Below are 16,273 nucleotides of genomic sequence, written 5' to 3' on the forward strand. Positions count from 1 at the left end.
AGATGTCCGCGAGACACAGGCAGGCAGAGATGCAAGGCAGCACGCAGGGCAAGCGAGAGCGCGCAGGGCCGTTGACGGGCTTCCGTGTGCTGGAGTTGGGGTCGACGGTCGCGGGGCCGTTTTGTGGCAGGCTGCTCGCGGATTTCGGCGCGCAGGTCATCAAGATCGAGCCGCCGGAGGGCGATCCGCTGCGCACGATGGGCAAGCAGTTCGAAGGCAAATCGCTCTATGCGGCGAGCCTGCTGCGCAACCGCGAGCTGGTGTCCATCGATTTGCGTTCGGACGAAGGACGCGCGCTTGTCGCGCGCCTCGCCGCGTCGTGCGATTGCCTGATCGAAAATTTCCGTCCCGGCACGCTCGAAAAGTGGGGACTCGGTTACGACACGCTGAGCGCGCGGCACCCCGGCCTCGTGATGGTGCGCATCAGCGGCTTCGGGCAGAGCGGTCCGTATCGCGAACGTCCGGGCTATGGCGTGATCGGCGAAGCGGTCAGCGGGCTGCGTCACGTGACGGGCGATCCCGACCGGCCGCCCGCGCGCGTCGCCGTCTCGCTCACCGACTACTGCACGGGGTTGTACGCCGCCTTCGGCGCGACGATGGCGCTGCTCGCACGCGAGCGCACGGGCGTCGGACAGTGCGTCGACGCGGCGCTGTACGAAAGCGCGTTCAGTTTCATGGAGCCGCATGTGCCCGCGTTCGACAAGCTCGGCTTCGTGGCGGGCCGCACGGGCTCGCGCCTGCCCGACAGCACGCCGAACAATCTCTACGTTACGCAGGACGGCGAGTTCATCCACATCACCGCGATGGGCGATGCGGTATTTCGCCGTCTCGTGCAGGCGATGCAGCAGCCGGCGCTCGCCGACGATCCGCGTTTCGCGTCGGGACGCGCGCGCTCGGAGCATCATGAAGCACTCGATGCGCTGATCGGTGAATGGACGGGCACCCATGCGCTTGCCGACCTGGAGTTCGCGCTGCAACAGGCAGACGTGCCCGCGACGCGCATCTTCACGATGCGCGATGTGTTCGCCGATCCGCATTTCGCCGCGCGCGAAATGCTCGTCGAAGTGGACGACGACGCGCTCGGCACGGTGAAAGTGCCCGGCATCGTGCCGAAACTGTCGGGCACGCCAGGCGGGATTCATCGCAGCGGCGGCGCGATCGGCCGCGACACGCATGCGATTCTGCGTGACGTCGCGCAGCTCGGCGAGTCCGACATCGCGCAACTCGCGCAGCGCCGCGTGATCCGCACAGCGGCGCCGTTGGGCAAGCACGACACGCCGCAGCGCGCATCCGCAACGGTGACGCCATGAACGACCGCAATCACGAAGCCATCGAACAGCGGGACAGCCCGGAGCCGGACGCCACGCACGCGCAACGCCGCGCCGCCGCGCTTGCGATGGGCGGTGACGCCAAGCTGGAAAAGCGTCGCGTGCAAGGCGTGATGAACGCGCGCGAACGCATCGATGCGCTTGTCGACGAAGGGTCGTTCGTCGAATCGGGGCTGTTCGCCACGTCGTCCGTGTTCGAAGCGGATCGCGCGCGCACGCCCGCCGACGGCAAGATCGCCGGCTATGCGCGCATCGAAGGACGCGAAGTCGCGCTCGTCTCGAACGACTTTACGGTGATGGGCGCATCGAGCAGCGCGACCAACGGCAAGAAGATCGCGCAGATGAAACGCGCGGCCACGTCGCGCGGGCTGCCGCTCGTCTTTCTCGGCGAATCGTCGGGCGCGCGCATGCCGGACACGATGGGCGCGCGCGGCATGGGCAGCATGCTCGGCGCCGACCCGACGCAGTATCAGCGGATGCGCGAAACGCCGTGGGTGGCCGCTGTGCTCGGCATGTGCTACGGCTCGTCGACGTGGTATTCGGTGCTGTCGGACTTCACCGTGATGCGCAAGGGCGCCGTGCTGGCGGTGTCGAGCCCGTTGCTTGTGTCGCTCGCGGTGAGGGAGCGCATCGACCCGGAAGAACTCGGCGGATGGCGTCTTCACGCGCAGATCACTGGACTGATCGACCGCGTCGCCGATACCGACGACGAAGCGCTCGACGCGCTGCGCACGTTTCTCGGGTATCTGCCAAGCCATTGCAACGAGGCGCCGCCCGTGCGCGCGGTGCCGCATGGTTCCGGCGAGGCGATGCGCGACATCGGCTCGCTGTTGCCGCGCGAGCGCACGCAGGTCTACGACGTGCGCACGCTGCTGTCCGCAATCGTCGATCGCGACAGTCTGTTCGAACTGAAAGCGCGCTTCGGCAAGGTCGCCGTGACGGCGCTCGCGCGCATCGACGGACGCACGGTCGGCATCGTCGCGAACAATCCGCTGCACAAGGGCGGGGCGCTCGACACGGACGCGTGCGAAAAGATCACGCGCTTCATCGTGCTATGCGACTCGTTCAACATCCCGCTCGTGATGTTCGTCGATACGCCGGGCTTCATCATCGGGCTCGATGCGGAACGCCGCCGCGCGCCCGGCAAGATCATGAACTTCATGAGCGCGCTGTCGCTCGTCACCGTGCCGAAAATTTCGGTGATCTTGCGCAAGAGCTATGGACAGGCGTATCTGAACATGGGCGGCGGACGCAACTCCGACGAAGTTGCCGCGTGGCCGAGCACCGAAGTGAGCTTCATGAACGCGCATTACGCCGCGCAGATCGTGCATGGCGTCGCGCCCGGCGAGCCGGGCTTCGACGATGCGCTCGCCGACATGGAGAAGGACAGCAGCGCATACGACATCGCCGGCAACTACGGCGTGCAGCACGTGATCGAGCCGCACGAGACGCGCGCGTTCCTGATCCGCATGCTCGATGTTCACCGGCTGCGCCTGACGAACGGCGTCGGCCAGCATCTGATGCGCACCTGGCCATCGAGTTACTGAAGACACGTTCACGAAATCCAGCGAAACAGCGAGGAGATACCGGGATGCCGAAGCTCGAGATGAAGGCTGAAGTGACTGGCGCGGTGTGGAAGGTGCTCAAAGTGCAGGGCGACGCGATCGACGAAGGCGACACCGTGCTGATCTTCGAGTCGATGAAGATGGAGATTCCGCTGATCGCCGAAGACGCCGGCCGCATCGTCGAGATTCGCGTCGCGGAGGGACAGCCGGTTTCGGAAGGCGACACGGTTGTGGTGCTGGAGCTGGAGTAGGCCATGAACGAGATGGGGATCGATACGATGGGAGAAGTCAGCATGACGGCAGACGACTGGCGCAACGAGGCGGATGAAATCGCGCTGCGCTACCGCTGGGCCGAACAGTTGGGCGGCGACGAAGCGGTGGCGCGGCAGCACGAACAGGGCAGGCTGACGATCCGCGAGCGGATCGACCGGCTCGTCGATGCAGGCTCGTTCCAGGAAGTCGGCAAGCTCGCCGGCAATGCGACGTATGAAAACAGCGTCGTCACGAAGGTCACGCCCGCGCCATATGTCTCGGGTCTCGCCGAACTCGACGGGCGAGCGGTGGCCGTCGGCGGCGAGGACTTCACGGTGCGCGGCGGCACGAGCTGGGGCGGCGACCGGCGCAAGGGCGGGCAGGGCGGCTTCGTCGAGGATCTCGCGTATCACTACCGCATTCCGCTCATCAATCTGATCGACGGCGCGGGCGGCACGGTCAACACGGCCAAGCGCAAAGGGCACACGGTATTTCCGGGCGTCCACGGCTTCGAGCGCTCCGTGCAGCTGCTCGGCGTCGTGCCCGTGATCAGCGCGGTGCTCGGCACGGCGGCGGGCGGTCCGGCCGGACGCGCGATCCTGTCGCACTGGTCGATCATGGTGCGCGACACGAGCCAGATTTTCGCGGCGGGGCCGCCCGTGGTCGAACGCTCGCTCGGCCAGAAGGTGACGAAGGAGGCGCTCGGCGGCGCGCACATGGCCGTCGACGTCGCCGGCACCGTCGACAACGCGGCCGACGACGAAGCGCAGTGCTTCGGGCTGATCCGGCGTTTTCTCGGCTATCTGCCGCAAAACGTGTGGGAGCTGCCGCCCGTCGTGCCGTGCGACGACCCGATCGATCGCGCGGAAGAGGCGCTGCTCGGCATCGTGCCGCGCGATCGCCGCAAGCCGTACAGCATGCGCAAACTGATCGAACTGGTTGTCGATCGCGGCTCGCTCTTCGAAGTGCAGCCGACGTTCGGCAAGGCGCTGATCACAGGTCTTGCGCGGCTCAATGGCAAGGTGGTCGGCATCGTCGCGAACAATCCGATGGCGGCGGGCGGCGCGATGGACGTGAAGGCGGCGCGCAAGCAGAGCCATTTCGTCGAGTTGTGCGACACGTTCCACATTCCGCTCGTGTTTCTCGTCGACGTGCCCGGCTTCATGGTGGGCACGCAGGCCGAAGCGGCGGCGACGTTGCGCGAAGGCATGCGCGCCGTGTACGTCGGTCTCCAGGCGACGGTGCCGATGCTGACCGTCGTGATCCGCAAGTGCTATGGCATGGCGGGCATGAGCACGACCGACAAGAACGGCGTCGAATTGAAGCTCGCGTGGCCGTCGGCGGAATGGGGTTCGCTGCCCGTCGAAGGCGGCGTCGCTGCGGCGTTCCGGCGCGACATCGCCAGCGCGGCAAACCCGCTCGCGCGCCAGCAGGAACTCGAAGCGGAACTGCGCGCGCTCGCGTCGCCGCTGCGCACCGCCGAGGCGTTCGGCGTGGAAGACGTGATCGATCCGCGCCATACGCGGCGCTATCTGTGCCGCTTCATCGATGCCGTGCAGGGGCGCATGAAAACCGATCTGGGGCCGCGTATGCGCGCGGGCGTTCGCCCTTGAGCCTGCGCCGCATTTCGCCGTGGCCGCGCGCGTGGCGGCTCGATGCGTTGCCGTGCGCAAGCCGCGGCGCGGACGCCTCACGTTCCGCCTTACGTGCCCATAGACCGATGAGACTGCCATGTTCAACAAGGTTCTGATAGCCAATCGCGGCGCGATCGCCGCACGTGTGCTGCGCGCGCTGCGCCAGATGAAGATCGCGTCGGTCGTCGTCTATTCGGAGGCGGACCGCGATTTGCCGTATGTCGCGCAAGCCGACGAAGCGATCTGCATCTGCGAGGCCGCGCCCGCTGCGAGCTACCTCAATGTCGACGCAATCGCCGCCGCGATTCGCGAGAGCCGTGCGGACGCTGTGCATCCCGGCTACGGCTTTTTGTCGGAGAACCCCGAGTTCGCCGAAGCCGTGTGCGCGCTGGGCGCGACGTTCATCGGGCCGGACGCGCGCTGGCTGCGCGCGATGGGCCACAAGACACAGGCGCGCGAGCTGATGGCGCGCCACGGCATGCCGCTCAATCCGAGCAGCGGCGTGTTGACGGGCGACGCCGATGCGCAGCTCGACGCGGTGCGGCGCGTCGGTTTTCCCGTGCTGGTCAAGCCGGCGGCGGGCGGCGGCGGCATCGGCATGCTGCCCGCTCGCAACGACGCCGAGGCACGCGATGCGCTGGAGCGCGCGCGCTCGATGGCGCAGCGCAGCTTCGGCAACGCGGACATCTACGTCGAGCGGCTGATCGAGCGCCCGCGTCACGTCGAGTTTCAACTGCTCGCGGACAGGCATGGCAACGTGCGGCATCTGTACGAGCGCGACTGCTCAGTGCAGCGCCGCCATCAGAAGGTGATCGAGGAGTCGCCCGCGCCGCATTTGCCGCGTGCGCTGATCGACGAAACGGGGACGCACATCGCGCGCATTCTCGCCGAGCTGGGTTACGACGTGATTGGCACGGCAGAGATGCTGGTCGCGCCGGACGGCTCGTTCAGCTTTCTCGAGATGAATACGCGTCTACAGGTCGAGCATGCGGTGACGGAGGCGATCACCGGCGTCGATCTGGTGCAGGCGCAGATTCGGCTCGCAGCGGGCGAGCGGCTCGACGCGGTGTTGCCCGCGCAGATCGCGACATCTGGGCACGCGATCGAAGTGCGCGTGTATGCGGAAGACCCACGGCGCTTCTTTCCATCGCCTGGGCCGCTGACGGTGTTCCGGCCGCCCGTTGCGAAGGGCGTGCGCGTCGAGACAGGCTACGCCGAAGGCAATCGCGTGACGCCGTTCTACGACCCGATGCTCGCGAAAGTGATCGTCCATGCGCCGACGCGCGACGCGGCAATCACGCAAATGGCCGATGCGCTCGAAGCATTCGACGTCGAAGGCGTGAAGACGAACATTCCGTTTGCGCTCGCCGTACTGAGGAGCGACGCGTTCCAGACGGGCGATGTGCATACGCAACTCGGCGCGGAACTCGCCGCGCAAACTTCTGCGAGGCCGGTTGCCGAATCGGCGGCATGAGCGCTTGTTCGACCAGCGGCGTATGCGTCGATAGACGCTTGATTCTCAGGCCCGCAAAGTGGTTGTACGCCTTCGGTAATTTTGAACCGTTATAAACTCCTATAATGCATTGATTATTAATGAATTTTAAAACCTTCTCGACCGAAAATACCGGATGGCTGCGCGCGACAATCTTGCTATGAGGATGGCGGAGTAGAGCAATATTGGTTGAATGCTGCCGTTAGCGGACACATGTGGATGATTGGTGTCAGGGGGTGGTGATGTATCCACGTCAAGGCATGCCCTTTCCTGTGGCATAGGGTTCGGGTCGGTCTGTGGCCAGGCGAAGCTCTCAAGGTCATAGCCGGCGCCGCGTTTGTCAGAAGTAGATACCGATTCGCTCCACTGAATCTGGAATAGACATCAGGGGGAATCGCTTTTTCAATGTGACGGGATACCAGCGTTCGAGATGCAGCATTTCGATCTCGACTGGCACAGTTGTGCGCAGGTGAATTCCATATCGGCTCAATGATGCGAGCTGTCCTGTTAGTTCACGGGGCGTGCGCCCACTCATATCAAGTTCCAACGTCCGAAACCATCTGTTTGCATGCGCGAGCGTTTCGATCCACGCCGCCTCAGCGGCGCATTCATCGAATCCACGTCTGGATTCGAGTTTTGCGAAAGTGTTAAATAAAGCCTCATAGGTGATGACGTACTGAGGCAGATTCCATGTTGCTTCTGCAATGTTGAGGTAGTGGATTCCCATATGCAGCATCGCCAAAGGCGCACTGCACGCCGGGCCCTCAACGCCGGGTGGCACGCTGGGAGCACGAAGGGGTGTAAAAAATGCGAACACCTGGGTGCCGAGGAACGAGGCGTGATCTGTAGGGTGATGTTACGGATGCCACGGTTTTCGAAGGCGAGGGCCAGCGCAGCCGGTACGCTTTGACGCGGGATGAATTCGACGCCGTGTCGCACGAGTCCATCGGCGAAAAGACATGTACTGGTGAAGCAATAAATCGTTCGCGCAAGAGCCGTTCCCTTGGGCCGCTACTGGCCTGCATTGCAGAAGGAGATGAATTCCCTTTGATTCAGCGTTCTGCAATGGCGCATATCGCGTCGGCAAAGACATCTGGCGATTCGCGCGGGACGAAGTGTCCGATGCCGGGGAGCAGGCGCCGTTCATAGCCGTCGGAAAAGTAGCGCTCCTTGTTTTCGGACGTGACAGGCATATTGTCCCGGTCCTCCGCACCCTGAAGCATGATCGTCTGGATACGGATCGTGGGAGATTCCGCCAGCCGTCGCTCCACCTCTTCGTGCTCTTTTGCGCCGGCTGCGTCATGCCAGCGCTGCCGATAAGCGTGCAGGCTGATGTCGGCCCAGTCGGGGTTGTAGAGGGAGCCCGCCATCGCATCGAACTCGGTGTCCCTGTCCGCCCACGCGGGCGACCAGTTTTCCCAAAGGTATCTGCATAGCCGCTCACGGTCGTCGCGGTAAGCCCTGTTTCCATACGTCGTTGCGACATACCACTCATACCAGTACGCCTGCGCCAGTTCATAAGGCATTTCCGCTGGTGGGATAGCGGTGGCATAGCCAGCCGCGGCGGCAACGATGCCTGTGAGTCTGTCGGGGAACAGCGCGGCGACGCCATAGGCGGCGCGCGCGCCCCAGTCATAGCCGGCCAGTACGACGTCCTTCAGGTCCAGCACGTCCAGAAACTCTGATAGATCGAGTGTCAGTGCGGCGATCGCACCGCTGCGCATCGTACCGTCATGCAGGAATTGCGTCGGTCCCGATCCACGGAGATAGGGCGCGTAGATCCGCAAATGCTGGTCTCCGAGCCGCGCGATCGTCTTGTCCCAGCAAGTGACGTCGTCCGGCCAGCCGTGAACAAGCACAAGCGGCCGTCCGTCAGCCGGGCCTGATACCTCATAGGCCACTTCGAGTTCGTTCGTGCGGCACGAGAAAAAGTTGCGTTGCGCTGTGTGAGGGTGTCGCTGATCTGCGATCTGCGCGTTGCCGTACAGGGTCGCGATGTTGTCGAGGCCAGCGTTCAGAAAGCCGCTGATCGCCTCGGTCGTTCCCTCATCATCCGACAGCGGCGCGAACTCCGCGGACCAGACGACCGTGCTCGTGCCGTCCGCATTGGCATCGACACGAAACTCGGCGACATAGTCGCGAACCGGCATTGGTGTGAATTCCATCCGGTAACGATAGAAATGCTCTTCCGGGACTGTTTTGGTCAGGCGCTCAATCTGCCGGCTGCCGTCCTTGCCCTCGGCCATGCGCAGGCCGCCTTCATGCTCGCCTTCGCTCTCGACCCTGGACAGCATGGGATGCCATCGACCGACGGCGCCAAACCGGCCGATCTCTCTCCAAAGGATGTCAGGTGCTTGTGCAATCAGCCTCGTTTTGATGATCCTGGCCATTTCGACCTCCCTTCCCGCTCCGTATGACCGTCGCGCGGATGATACGAAAAACCGCGCGCTCAGCGCCCCTGCGCAAGCCAGCGCGCAATCGGAACCCAGTTCTCGCGCAGTGCCCGCTGCCCCATGAAGAGTCCGATATGGCCACCGTTGGCCACGGCCTCCTGCACGTCCCCGGTTTCCGTACCAAGCAGCGCCTTCGCGGCGAACACCTGCTCTTTCGGCGTAATGTGATCGTGCGCACCGGCGAGCAGGTACGTGGGGCACTTAATATTCGTGAGATCAAGCCTTTTGCCCAGTGCCACAAACTCACCTCTGGCCAGGCGGTTCTGCTTGAACAGCTGATCGATTACCTGCAGGTACCAGGTACCCGGCAGGTCGAGCGTGTATTCGTACCAGCGCTCGAACTGTTCGAAGCGCGTCACGTAGCTCGGATCATCCAGATGCTCGTAGAGGTCGACGAACTTGCCAAAATACTGCGTGACAGGTTGCAGGTTCTTGAACCCCTCCAGCATGTATGTGCCTTTCAGAAGGCCATCCCCACCCCGAACGAGATCTTCGTAAAAGCGTAACGGGAGCGCATGTGCCGCCTGCGTGATTGCCCCGTCGCCGACGTCGGTATCGATCGGCGCGCCAGCGATCACGAGCCGCGCCACCTTGCCCGGAAAACGCGCGGCGTACATCGCAGCGCACCAGCCACCCTGGCAGAGGCCCACCAGGTTGACCCTGTTGCCGAGCTCATTCACGCACAGATCGATTTCGGCGAGATAGTTGCCGATGTTAAAGAAGCGCATTTGCGGCGTCGCGCTTCGCCAGTCTGTCGCGAAGACGCTGGAACAGCCTGCATTCACTAACGTTTCGATCAGACTCTGGCCCGGGAGAAAATCGGCAATCGTCGATGAATGGCCAGCATACGGACATAGCACCAGGACCGGTGCGCAACTACCCTGCGAGAATTCGCGCAGCGCCATCGTGGGCAGATCGAGGACGATCCGGTTCCTTGTTGCCCACTGCGGCGGGGCACGGCTCACCTGAGTCTTCTCGACTTCGCGCATGAATCGAACTGCCTTCTCTACGGTATGCAGTGCCGTTTCCTCAAGCTCCAGTGCAAGGCCGAACGGCCAGAACAGTGGCACCCCGACCTCGGGATAGTGATGTGCCCGCTGAATCTCGTGTTTCATGACCGTCTGTTGCCCTTCGTCGACGTTGCCTCGGCGCTCACCCACGCTGTGCGAGCGCATCCCTCATCCAGTTGATGAGACCGCCTTTGAGCACCTGCTCGACCTGCCGCGGCGACAGGCAGTGGCGAACCGCGAAGGACAGCTTTCCGCCGTCGACCTCGACGTGCAGTTCCCCGCCTTCAGCGAGCCGACGCCTGACTTCATCGAGCCGTACCGTTTGACCTGCTTCGATGCGTTCGTAATCCTCCGGCTTCACAAACACGAGCGGCAGCACGCCGAAGTTGGCGAGGTTCTGTGCATGAATGCGTGCAAAGCTCTTCGCGATCACAGCACGTAACCCCAGAAAACGCGGGCCTAATGCCGCATGTTCGCGGCTCGAGCCCTGCCCGTAGTTCCAGCCACCCACCACAAGGTGTCCTTGCACCTTCTTCGCCTGCTCGACATAGGTCGGCTCGACGGCGTTGAAGCTGAATTCGGCAATCCGGGGAATATTGCTGCGAAACGGTAGTACGCGCGCGCCCGCCGGCATGATCTCGTCGGTCGAGAGGTTGTCTCCGACCTTGACGATGACCGGACCTGTGATGGAATCGGGCAAGGGGTCGAACGACGGCAGCGATGCGATGTTGGGTCCCTTCTCGAGCGTAACGTTCGAGGCAGTTTGTGCGTCAGGCGGTGCGACGAACAATTGACGGTCGACGATCGGCGAATCGCAATCGGTGACGTGCGGGTACGGCATGCCGAGCGTACGCGGGTCCGTGATGGCGCCGGCGAGCGCAGACGCGGCGGCCGTTTCGGGACTGACAAGGCATACCCTGTCTTCCTTCGTACCGGAGCGTCCGGGGAAGTTGCGCGGCACCGTGCGCAGCGAAAGCACGTGCGTCGCGGGCGCCTGTCCCATTCCAATGCAGCCGTTGCAACCGGCCTGATGCAGGCGCGCGCCCGCGTGCAGCAGGCTGCCTATATGCCCATCGCGCGTCAGCGTCTCGAGCAGTGCGCGAGACGTGGGATTGACATCGAATGACACACGGTCGTGCACCACGCGTCCCTTGACGATCTCGGCGGCCATTGCGAAGTCACGGTATCCGGGGTTGGCGGAAGAGCCAATGTAGGCCTGATAGATCGGCTGACCGGCGACTTCGCGCACGGGCTGCACGTTGTCCGGGCTCGAAGGCATGGCAATCAATGGCTCGAGCGCGCCCAGATCGATTTCACCACGGATGTCGTAGCTGGCACCCGGATCGGCCACCAGCTCGATCCAGTCGGCTTCGCGTTGCCAGGCACGAAGGTAGCGCCGCACGGCTTCGTCCGACGGAAACACCGTGGTGGTCGCACCTAGCTCCGCACCCATGTTTGCGATGACATGGCGATCCATCGCGCTCAATGCGTCGAGACCGGGGCCATAGTATTCGATGATGCGGCCGACGCCGCCATCGACGCCATGACGACGCAGCATTTCCAGCACGACGTCCTTCGCGCTGACCCACTCCGGCAACTGCCCGGTCAGCTTCACGCCCCAGACCTCCGGCATGCGCGTAAAGAAGGGCTCGCCAGCGATGGCGAGTGCCACTTCGATCCCGCCAGCGCCGATGGCCAGCATACCCAGCGACCCGGCAGCGGGCGTGTGGCTGTCCGAGCCCAGTAACGTTTTGCCCGGCTTGCCAAAGTTTTCCTGGTGGCTCGGATGACTGACACCGTTTCCGGCCCGCGAATACCATAGGCCGAAGCGCTGGCATGCGCTACGCAGGAACAGGTGATCGTCGGCGTTCCTGTAGTCTTCCTGGATCAGGTTGTGATCGACATATTGCACGCTGATCTCAGTCTTCGCGTGGGCGAGGCTCATCGCTTCGAGTTCGAGCATCACGAGCGTTCCCGTGGCGTCCTGTGTCAGCGTCTGATCGATCGACAGGCCAATCTCGTCACCCGGCTGGAGCGTCTGGAAACTGCCATGAACCAGGTGCGACCGGATCAGCTTTTGCGAAACATTGAGATTCATCGCTTGCCTCGTCAGCGCAGACAACCTCCCCGGCCGGAAGGCTGTACAAGCGTATTTCGCCGCAGTCTTCATGCCAGCTCCTGCTCGCGCGGGGCTGCCCCTGCTGGATCGCGCGGCCTCTGGCGCACGCACTTCGTGATCGGGCGTCCCCTGCAGGCAATTGCCCCGAGGCGACGGCCGTAATGCGTCTGCGACGCGCGCGCTGCGCCGGTAGGCGCGCGCGTTCGGCGACGACGGACGTTACCGTCGACGTCGAGGTCGTCCATAAGGACTCGCCCGACGACGATTCCGCGAAACGATGGCGATCGTGGAAATTGTGTATATGACCGTTTGCCGTGCACGCATTGCGCAGCAAGTGACCTGGACGAAAATGCGTCGATACAGGCAGGCACCATTGGCCATCGACCGCTGTGACGCAGACAAAGGCACAAGCCTTGCTCTCTGGCGAGGGTTCGCGTCGACCGATGATGTCCGCGCATGGCAACGTATACCGCGACTATTGCGCCACGGCGCGGGGAGGACAACATGAAGGTGCGTTTATCGCCGGCGACGCCAGCGCTGCCCGTTGTCCTCATCTATCGTGGGCAACGCAAGGCTCTGGCCGGCCACGAGGTCGATACGCTTTGTGCGCTTGCGAGGCAGATCGCTGAACTCAAGGGCACGACGCTTGCTGGTGAGTTCAATGAGAGCGATGCCTATCCCGCGCATCGCTACCTGGTCCCCGACGATACCTTGACGCTGACGCAGGCGCATAAGCTCGGCGTACGATCCGTGCGCGATCTGTTCGGCGGCGTCGTGCCGTTTCCGTTCGTCGCGACTAAGCTGATCGCACACGCGCTGCCCGATGACGCGCAGGCTTCGCCGCCTGGCTGGTCGCGCGTCTTCGGCGAGCACACTGCTTCGCTGGTTCTGCCGGGCTATTCCGCGTTTTCGCGCGACGATGCCTGCAACGCGGCGCGCATGCTCTGGACGCAGGGCCGTGTGCGAGTCAAGCGCCCTTATGGGATCGGCGGAGCGGGACAGGCACTGGTCGCCGATATGGATGCACTGGAAGCGGAACTCGACGCGCTTGGCGACGCGGCGCTGCGAGCCGAAGGCATCGTCGTCGAACGGCAGCTGGACAGCATTGAAACGCTGAGCGTCGGCCAGATGACGCTCGACGATCTGGTCGCGAGCTACTATGGCGTGCAGCATCTGACCGTCAACAACCACGGCCATCACGTCTATGGCGGCACAGACCTGGTCGTCGTGCATGGTGGCTTCGACATGCTTGCGAAGCTCGACGTCACAAGCGATATCCGTGAGGCGATCAGCAAGGCGCGTGCATTCGACGCCGCCGTGCAAAACGATTACGCCGGCTTCTTCGCATCGAGACGCAACTATGACGTCGCCTGGGGCATCGATGCACAGGGCGTGCGCCATTGCGGCGTGCTCGAGCAGTCGTGGCGGGTTGGCGGCGCAACGGGCGCCGAGCTCGGTGCGTTGCGCATGTTCAGGGCGGACCCTCAGGTATATGCGGCGCGCGCGTCGACGCGGGAGCTTTACGGAGACAACGTGCAGCTTCCCGACGGCGCCTGCATCCTCTATCAAGGCGTCGATGCGCACGCGGGCGCCATCACGAAGTATTACACGGTGGATCGCCATACCTTGCAACGGAGCAGCGGCATATGACAGCAGAGCGTTATGGTGTGCAGATCAAGGTCGAGAATGGCTACCTCGACGGGACTCTGCTCGCACCGAAGACAACGGTGCCAGGCGTTCTTTTCGTGCACGGCTGGGGCGGCAGTCAGGGGCAGTATCTCGAGCGCGCCCGGCAGACGGCGGCATTCGGCTGCGTCTGCCTGACTTTCGATCTGACGGGACATGGGCGCACGCTGGACGAACAGCAAAACGTGACGCGGGAAACCAATCTGCAGGATCTGCTTGCCGCCTACGATGCGCTCGTTGACCATCCGTTGATCGACCGCGATGCGGTTGCCGTGATCGGCAGCAGCTATGGCGGCTATCTCGCCGCGATCCTGACGGAACTGCGCCCCGTGCGCTGGCTGGGTCTGCGCGTACCGGCGCTCTACCTCGACGAAGGATGGAACATGCCGAAGCGCGCCCTGCACGTTGAACATGATCTCGTCACGTATCGCAAACGCATCGTGCCATCGTCGGACAATCGCGCGTTGCGCGCGGCGGCCCGCTTTGGTGGCGATGTCCTGCTGGTCGAATCAGAGCATGACGAGATCGTGCCGCACACCGTGATCGCCAGCTATCTGCAGGCCTTTTTGCAGGCACATTCGCTCACGTACCGGATCATCGAAGGCGCGGACCATGGGCTATCGGACGATCCGAGCCAACGTGCGTATACCGCGCTTGTGGTGAACTGGCTGGTGGAGATGGTCGCGGGCCGGCGCGCAGGCGACCGCGGGGCTGCGCCGGATCAGGCAGGGACGTAGAAGCCCGCGAGCGCGCCGGCGCGGAAGTTCATACCCGGAAAAGACCACATCGCGACACGCGTGGCATCACCCGAGTGCGACAGCGCCGCCAGCGCCAGGATGCCAAAATTTCCGAGCATGATTGTCTCTCTCGTGCACGAATTACGCAGCAAGATCCGATCCCGTTTCTGGCCGGATCAGTTGGCCTGGCCCTACCGGACGAGTACATTGGAGTGTGTTATTCCCGTCGGCGCCGCAGTGTTGCATGCTCAGCCGCAATGAAGGAGGACTCGATGAGTCAGAGGGCGCGAGAGCTTTACAGAAGCGCAAACGGAGACAGGTGGTCACTTGTCCACGACTACGGCTCCGGCCGGGTGTTTGTGCGACATGAGCCCAATTTTGCCTCAGGTGGCCGTCCGTCCGAGATCTCAGTTGGCGACTTCCTTGTTCGAAATGGCAACGGGCCGGAGCATACCGAACTGCTGCGCCTGATCGGGACATTGGTGGAGACGCCAGTCGCTAACTAACGCTTACCAAAGACAAGGTGCCCTCGAACCGGCGTTGCACAGTTTCGTTGATGCAGTGATGCAGTGCGCCGCCATCCAGCACAGCGCCACCATCACACGAGCCCAACGGTGGCCGTTCTGTTGCGCGACGTCGAGTGGCAACTCGGCGCGCCGGAGGTCGGTACGAGCAATCGTCGCAAAGCCGCGAAGACTGCTGTGAATTCGCGACACCTGCCCGAAGGTGACGTCCGGCATGTCCCTGGATTTATGCGGCAGTGGGGTTTTGCGTTTGCGCGCGCCGTCAGCGACGCGGCAGTACGGGGAGCCACGGCATGGCATGTCCTCAGGGGCGAGCGGCAGGCGCATCACGCCGGGATAGGCAGCCATCGCGATAGCGACCGGTTCGCTTGAAAGGGAAGCGACCGCGACCTTGCCTTCGCGACGTCGCGCGGATGCCGAATGTCGGGCGAGAAATTTGCGACAGCGCTGACGTATCGCGCTCGATTTGAGGGAGCTAGTTATGTCTGATTTGAAACCTCGCGCCCCTGTCCCCGCGCTGAATGTGGCGATGACGAACGGATCGTCCTGGCAACTTGCCGAGCGGCGCCCTGAGCAGTTCACGATGATCGTCTTCTATCGGGGGTTCCACTGCCCCATCTGCAAGACGTACATCGCAGAACTCGACAAAAAACTGAGCGAATTCACGCGTCGCGGTGTCGACGTAGTGGCCATCAGTGGCGACACGAGGGAGCGCGCGCAACAGAGCTGCGAGAAATGGGGGCTGCCCGAGTTGGCGGTGGGCTATGGCTTTCCGGATAGTGAGGCGCGGAACTGGGGGCTCTTTGTCTCCCACGCGATCAAAGAGTCCGAGCCTGCCGAATTCTTTGAGCCTGGCCTGTTTCTGATCAAGCCGGACGGCACGCTCTACGCGTCGTCCGTCATCTCGATGCCCTTTGCGCGCCCGCATTTTGGTGATGTGCTGAGTGCGATTGATTTCGTAGTAAAGAACGGATATCCGGCCCGTGGCGAAGCGTAGCGATGCGGTCAGGACAAGCCTGGCATAAGCTTTATGCGATGTTCCGTAGGATCGTTATCGACAGTGACAATTGCTGAGTAGTCTTGGCAGACAGCGCAGCGCGTTCCGGAGACGCAGGCGGCGAACGTCGGTGCCGGGAACCGCAGCGCGGTCCGGGCGAAAGATTCGGGTGAGAACCTTGACCATGTGGTGGCAGACGAACATGCGCATACACATGCTGATCGTCAGCGCGATCCTGTTGGTCTTCGGGGCGCGCTCTTTCAACGTGCACGCGAAAGTCGACCAACTCTGTGTGTCCGTCCAGGCTAGCACATGTAATTCGACATTGGCGCGATGTCAGTGCACCGCTTCCGGGCGGACGAATGAGCGAGACGGCGTAGCGGAACAACAGAGGCGGTGTGCTCAGAATTGCCAGGAGGACTATCAAAAGTGCCTCGCTGACGCTGCCCGTTTGTGTTACCGATAGGCGAACGTCG

14 protein-coding genes are annotated in these 16,273 nt (G+C 63.2%); 8 read left to right on the top strand and 6 right to left on the bottom strand.

The genetic code is table 11. The features are described from left to right. Positions 1-29: 29 nt before the first annotated feature. The 5 genes from VSR68_RS20230 (at position 30) to VSR68_RS20250 (ending at position 6,253) form a co-directional block, all read left to right on the top strand. Positions 30-1,310 (top strand): CoA transferase, encoded by a 1,281-nt coding sequence (locus VSR68_RS20230; RefSeq protein WP_342941570.1) that lies wholly within the window; start codon positions 30-32, stop codon positions 1,308-1,310. Next, the gene (locus tag VSR68_RS20235) at positions 1,307-2,875 is read left to right on the top strand and encodes an acyl-CoA carboxylase subunit beta (protein ID WP_342941531.1); all 1,569 of its coding nucleotides are present in this window, start codon (positions 1,307-1,309) and stop codon (positions 2,873-2,875) included. The genes VSR68_RS20230 and VSR68_RS20235 overlap by 4 nt, the downstream gene beginning before the upstream one ends. A 44-nt stretch (positions 2,876-2,919) precedes the next feature. Further along, the gene (locus VSR68_RS20240) at positions 2,920-3,144 is read left to right on the top strand and encodes a biotin/lipoyl-binding carrier protein (protein ID WP_342941532.1); all 225 of its coding nucleotides are present in this window, start codon (positions 2,920-2,922) and stop codon (positions 3,142-3,144) included. Positions 3,145-3,147: 3 nt separating this feature from the next. Beyond that, complete coding sequence (locus VSR68_RS20245) at positions 3,148-4,758, top strand: acyl-CoA carboxylase subunit beta (protein ID WP_342941533.1); 1,611 nt, start codon at positions 3,148-3,150, stop codon at positions 4,756-4,758. 118 nt (positions 4,759-4,876) lie between these two features. Beyond that, on the top strand, positions 4,877-6,253 hold the full coding sequence (locus tag VSR68_RS20250; RefSeq protein ID WP_342941534.1) for an acetyl-CoA carboxylase biotin carboxylase subunit: 1,377 nt from the start codon (positions 4,877-4,879) through the stop codon (positions 6,251-6,253). 358 nt (positions 6,254-6,611) lie between these two features. On the opposite strand, the gene VSR68_RS20255 is transcribed toward VSR68_RS20250, so the two are convergent. The 4 genes from VSR68_RS20255 to VSR68_RS20270 all read right to left on the bottom strand — a co-directional run bounded on the left by VSR68_RS20255 (position 6,612) and on the right by VSR68_RS20270 (position 11,832). Continuing rightward, the gene (locus VSR68_RS20255) at positions 6,612-6,998 is read right to left on the bottom strand and encodes a hypothetical protein (protein WP_342941535.1); all 387 of its coding nucleotides are present in this window, start codon (positions 6,996-6,998) and stop codon (positions 6,612-6,614) included. A gap of 325 nt (positions 6,999-7,323) precedes the next feature. Then, complete coding sequence (locus tag VSR68_RS20260; RefSeq protein WP_342941536.1) at positions 7,324-8,661, bottom strand: alpha/beta fold hydrolase; 1,338 nt, start codon at positions 8,659-8,661, stop codon at positions 7,324-7,326. A gap of 59 nt (positions 8,662-8,720) precedes the next feature. After that, positions 8,721-9,839, bottom strand: a complete 1,119-nt coding sequence (locus VSR68_RS20265) for an alpha/beta fold hydrolase (protein ID WP_342941537.1) — start codon at positions 9,837-9,839, stop codon at positions 8,721-8,723. A 37-nt stretch (positions 9,840-9,876) separates the two neighbouring features. Continuing rightward, entirely contained in the window at positions 9,877-11,832 is a 1,956-nt protein-coding gene (locus VSR68_RS20270) for an aconitate hydratase (protein ID WP_342941538.1), read from the bottom strand. Positions 11,833-12,357: 525 nt separating this feature from the next. On the opposite strand from VSR68_RS20270, the gene VSR68_RS20275 reads away from it, so the two are divergent. Both VSR68_RS20275 and VSR68_RS20280 read left to right on the top strand, forming a co-directional pair. Further along, positions 12,358-13,503, top strand: a complete 1,146-nt coding sequence (locus tag VSR68_RS20275; protein WP_342941539.1) for a DUF3182 family protein — start codon at positions 12,358-12,360, stop codon at positions 13,501-13,503. Continuing rightward, complete coding sequence (locus tag VSR68_RS20280) at positions 13,500-14,276, top strand: alpha/beta hydrolase family protein (protein WP_342941540.1); 777 nt, start codon at positions 13,500-13,502, stop codon at positions 14,274-14,276. Before VSR68_RS20275 ends, VSR68_RS20280 begins: the two co-directional genes overlap by 4 nt. Here the strand turns inward: VSR68_RS20280 and VSR68_RS20285 are convergent. Both VSR68_RS20285 and VSR68_RS20290 read right to left on the bottom strand, forming a co-directional pair. After that, positions 14,261-14,395 carry a hypothetical protein gene (locus VSR68_RS20285; protein WP_342941541.1) on the bottom strand — a complete coding sequence of 45 codons (135 nt, stop codon included), beginning with the start codon at positions 14,393-14,395 and terminating at the stop codon, positions 14,261-14,263. The two genes, VSR68_RS20280 and VSR68_RS20285, sit on opposite strands and share 16 nt — an antisense overlap. A 390-nt stretch (positions 14,396-14,785) precedes the next feature. After that, a complete protein-coding gene (locus tag VSR68_RS20290) occupies positions 14,786-15,148 on the bottom strand; it encodes a hypothetical protein (RefSeq protein ID WP_342941542.1) in 363 nt (120 codons plus the stop codon). A gap of 133 nt (positions 15,149-15,281) precedes the next feature. On the opposite strand from VSR68_RS20290, the gene VSR68_RS20295 reads away from it, so the two are divergent. Beyond that, positions 15,282-15,797 (top strand): peroxiredoxin-like family protein, encoded by a 516-nt coding sequence (locus VSR68_RS20295; RefSeq protein ID WP_342941543.1) that lies wholly within the window; start codon positions 15,282-15,284, stop codon positions 15,795-15,797. Positions 15,798-16,273: the final 476 nt, after the last annotated feature.

Source organism: Paraburkholderia phymatum, from assembly GCF_038900715.1.
In the GTDB taxonomy this organism is placed as follows: domain Bacteria; phylum Pseudomonadota; class Gammaproteobacteria; order Burkholderiales; family Burkholderiaceae; genus Paraburkholderia; species Paraburkholderia phymatum_A.

Coding starts and splice junctions, on each gene's coding strand:
- VSR68_RS20230 (WP_342941570.1), top strand. CDS start 30: ATGCAAGGCAGCACGCAGGGCAAGCGAGAGCGCGCAGGGCCGTTGACG.
- VSR68_RS20235 (WP_342941531.1), top strand. CDS start 1,307: ATGAACGACCGCAATCACGAAGCCATCGAACAGCGGGACAGCCCGGAG.
- VSR68_RS20240 (WP_342941532.1), top strand. CDS start 2,920: ATGCCGAAGCTCGAGATGAAGGCTGAAGTGACTGGCGCGGTGTGGAAG.
- VSR68_RS20245 (WP_342941533.1), top strand. CDS start 3,148: ATGAACGAGATGGGGATCGATACGATGGGAGAAGTCAGCATGACGGCA.
- VSR68_RS20250 (WP_342941534.1), top strand. CDS start 4,877: ATGTTCAACAAGGTTCTGATAGCCAATCGCGGCGCGATCGCCGCACGT.
- VSR68_RS20255 (WP_342941535.1), bottom strand. CDS start 6,998: ATGGGAATCCACTACCTCAACATTGCAGAAGCAACATGGAATCTGCCT.
- VSR68_RS20260 (WP_342941536.1), bottom strand. CDS start 8,661: ATGGCCAGGATCATCAAAACGAGGCTGATTGCACAAGCACCTGACATC.
- VSR68_RS20265 (WP_342941537.1), bottom strand. CDS start 9,839: ATGAAACACGAGATTCAGCGGGCACATCACTATCCCGAGGTCGGGGTG.
- VSR68_RS20270 (WP_342941538.1), bottom strand. CDS start 11,832: ATGAATCTCAATGTTTCGCAAAAGCTGATCCGGTCGCACCTGGTTCAT.
- VSR68_RS20275 (WP_342941539.1), top strand. CDS start 12,358: ATGAAGGTGCGTTTATCGCCGGCGACGCCAGCGCTGCCCGTTGTCCTC.
- VSR68_RS20280 (WP_342941540.1), top strand. CDS start 13,500: ATGACAGCAGAGCGTTATGGTGTGCAGATCAAGGTCGAGAATGGCTAC.
- VSR68_RS20285 (WP_342941541.1), bottom strand. CDS start 14,395: ATGCTCGGAAATTTTGGCATCCTGGCGCTGGCGGCGCTGTCGCACTCG.
- VSR68_RS20290 (WP_342941542.1), bottom strand. CDS start 15,148: ATGGCTGCCTATCCCGGCGTGATGCGCCTGCCGCTCGCCCCTGAGGAC.
- VSR68_RS20295 (WP_342941543.1), top strand. CDS start 15,282: ATGTCTGATTTGAAACCTCGCGCCCCTGTCCCCGCGCTGAATGTGGCG.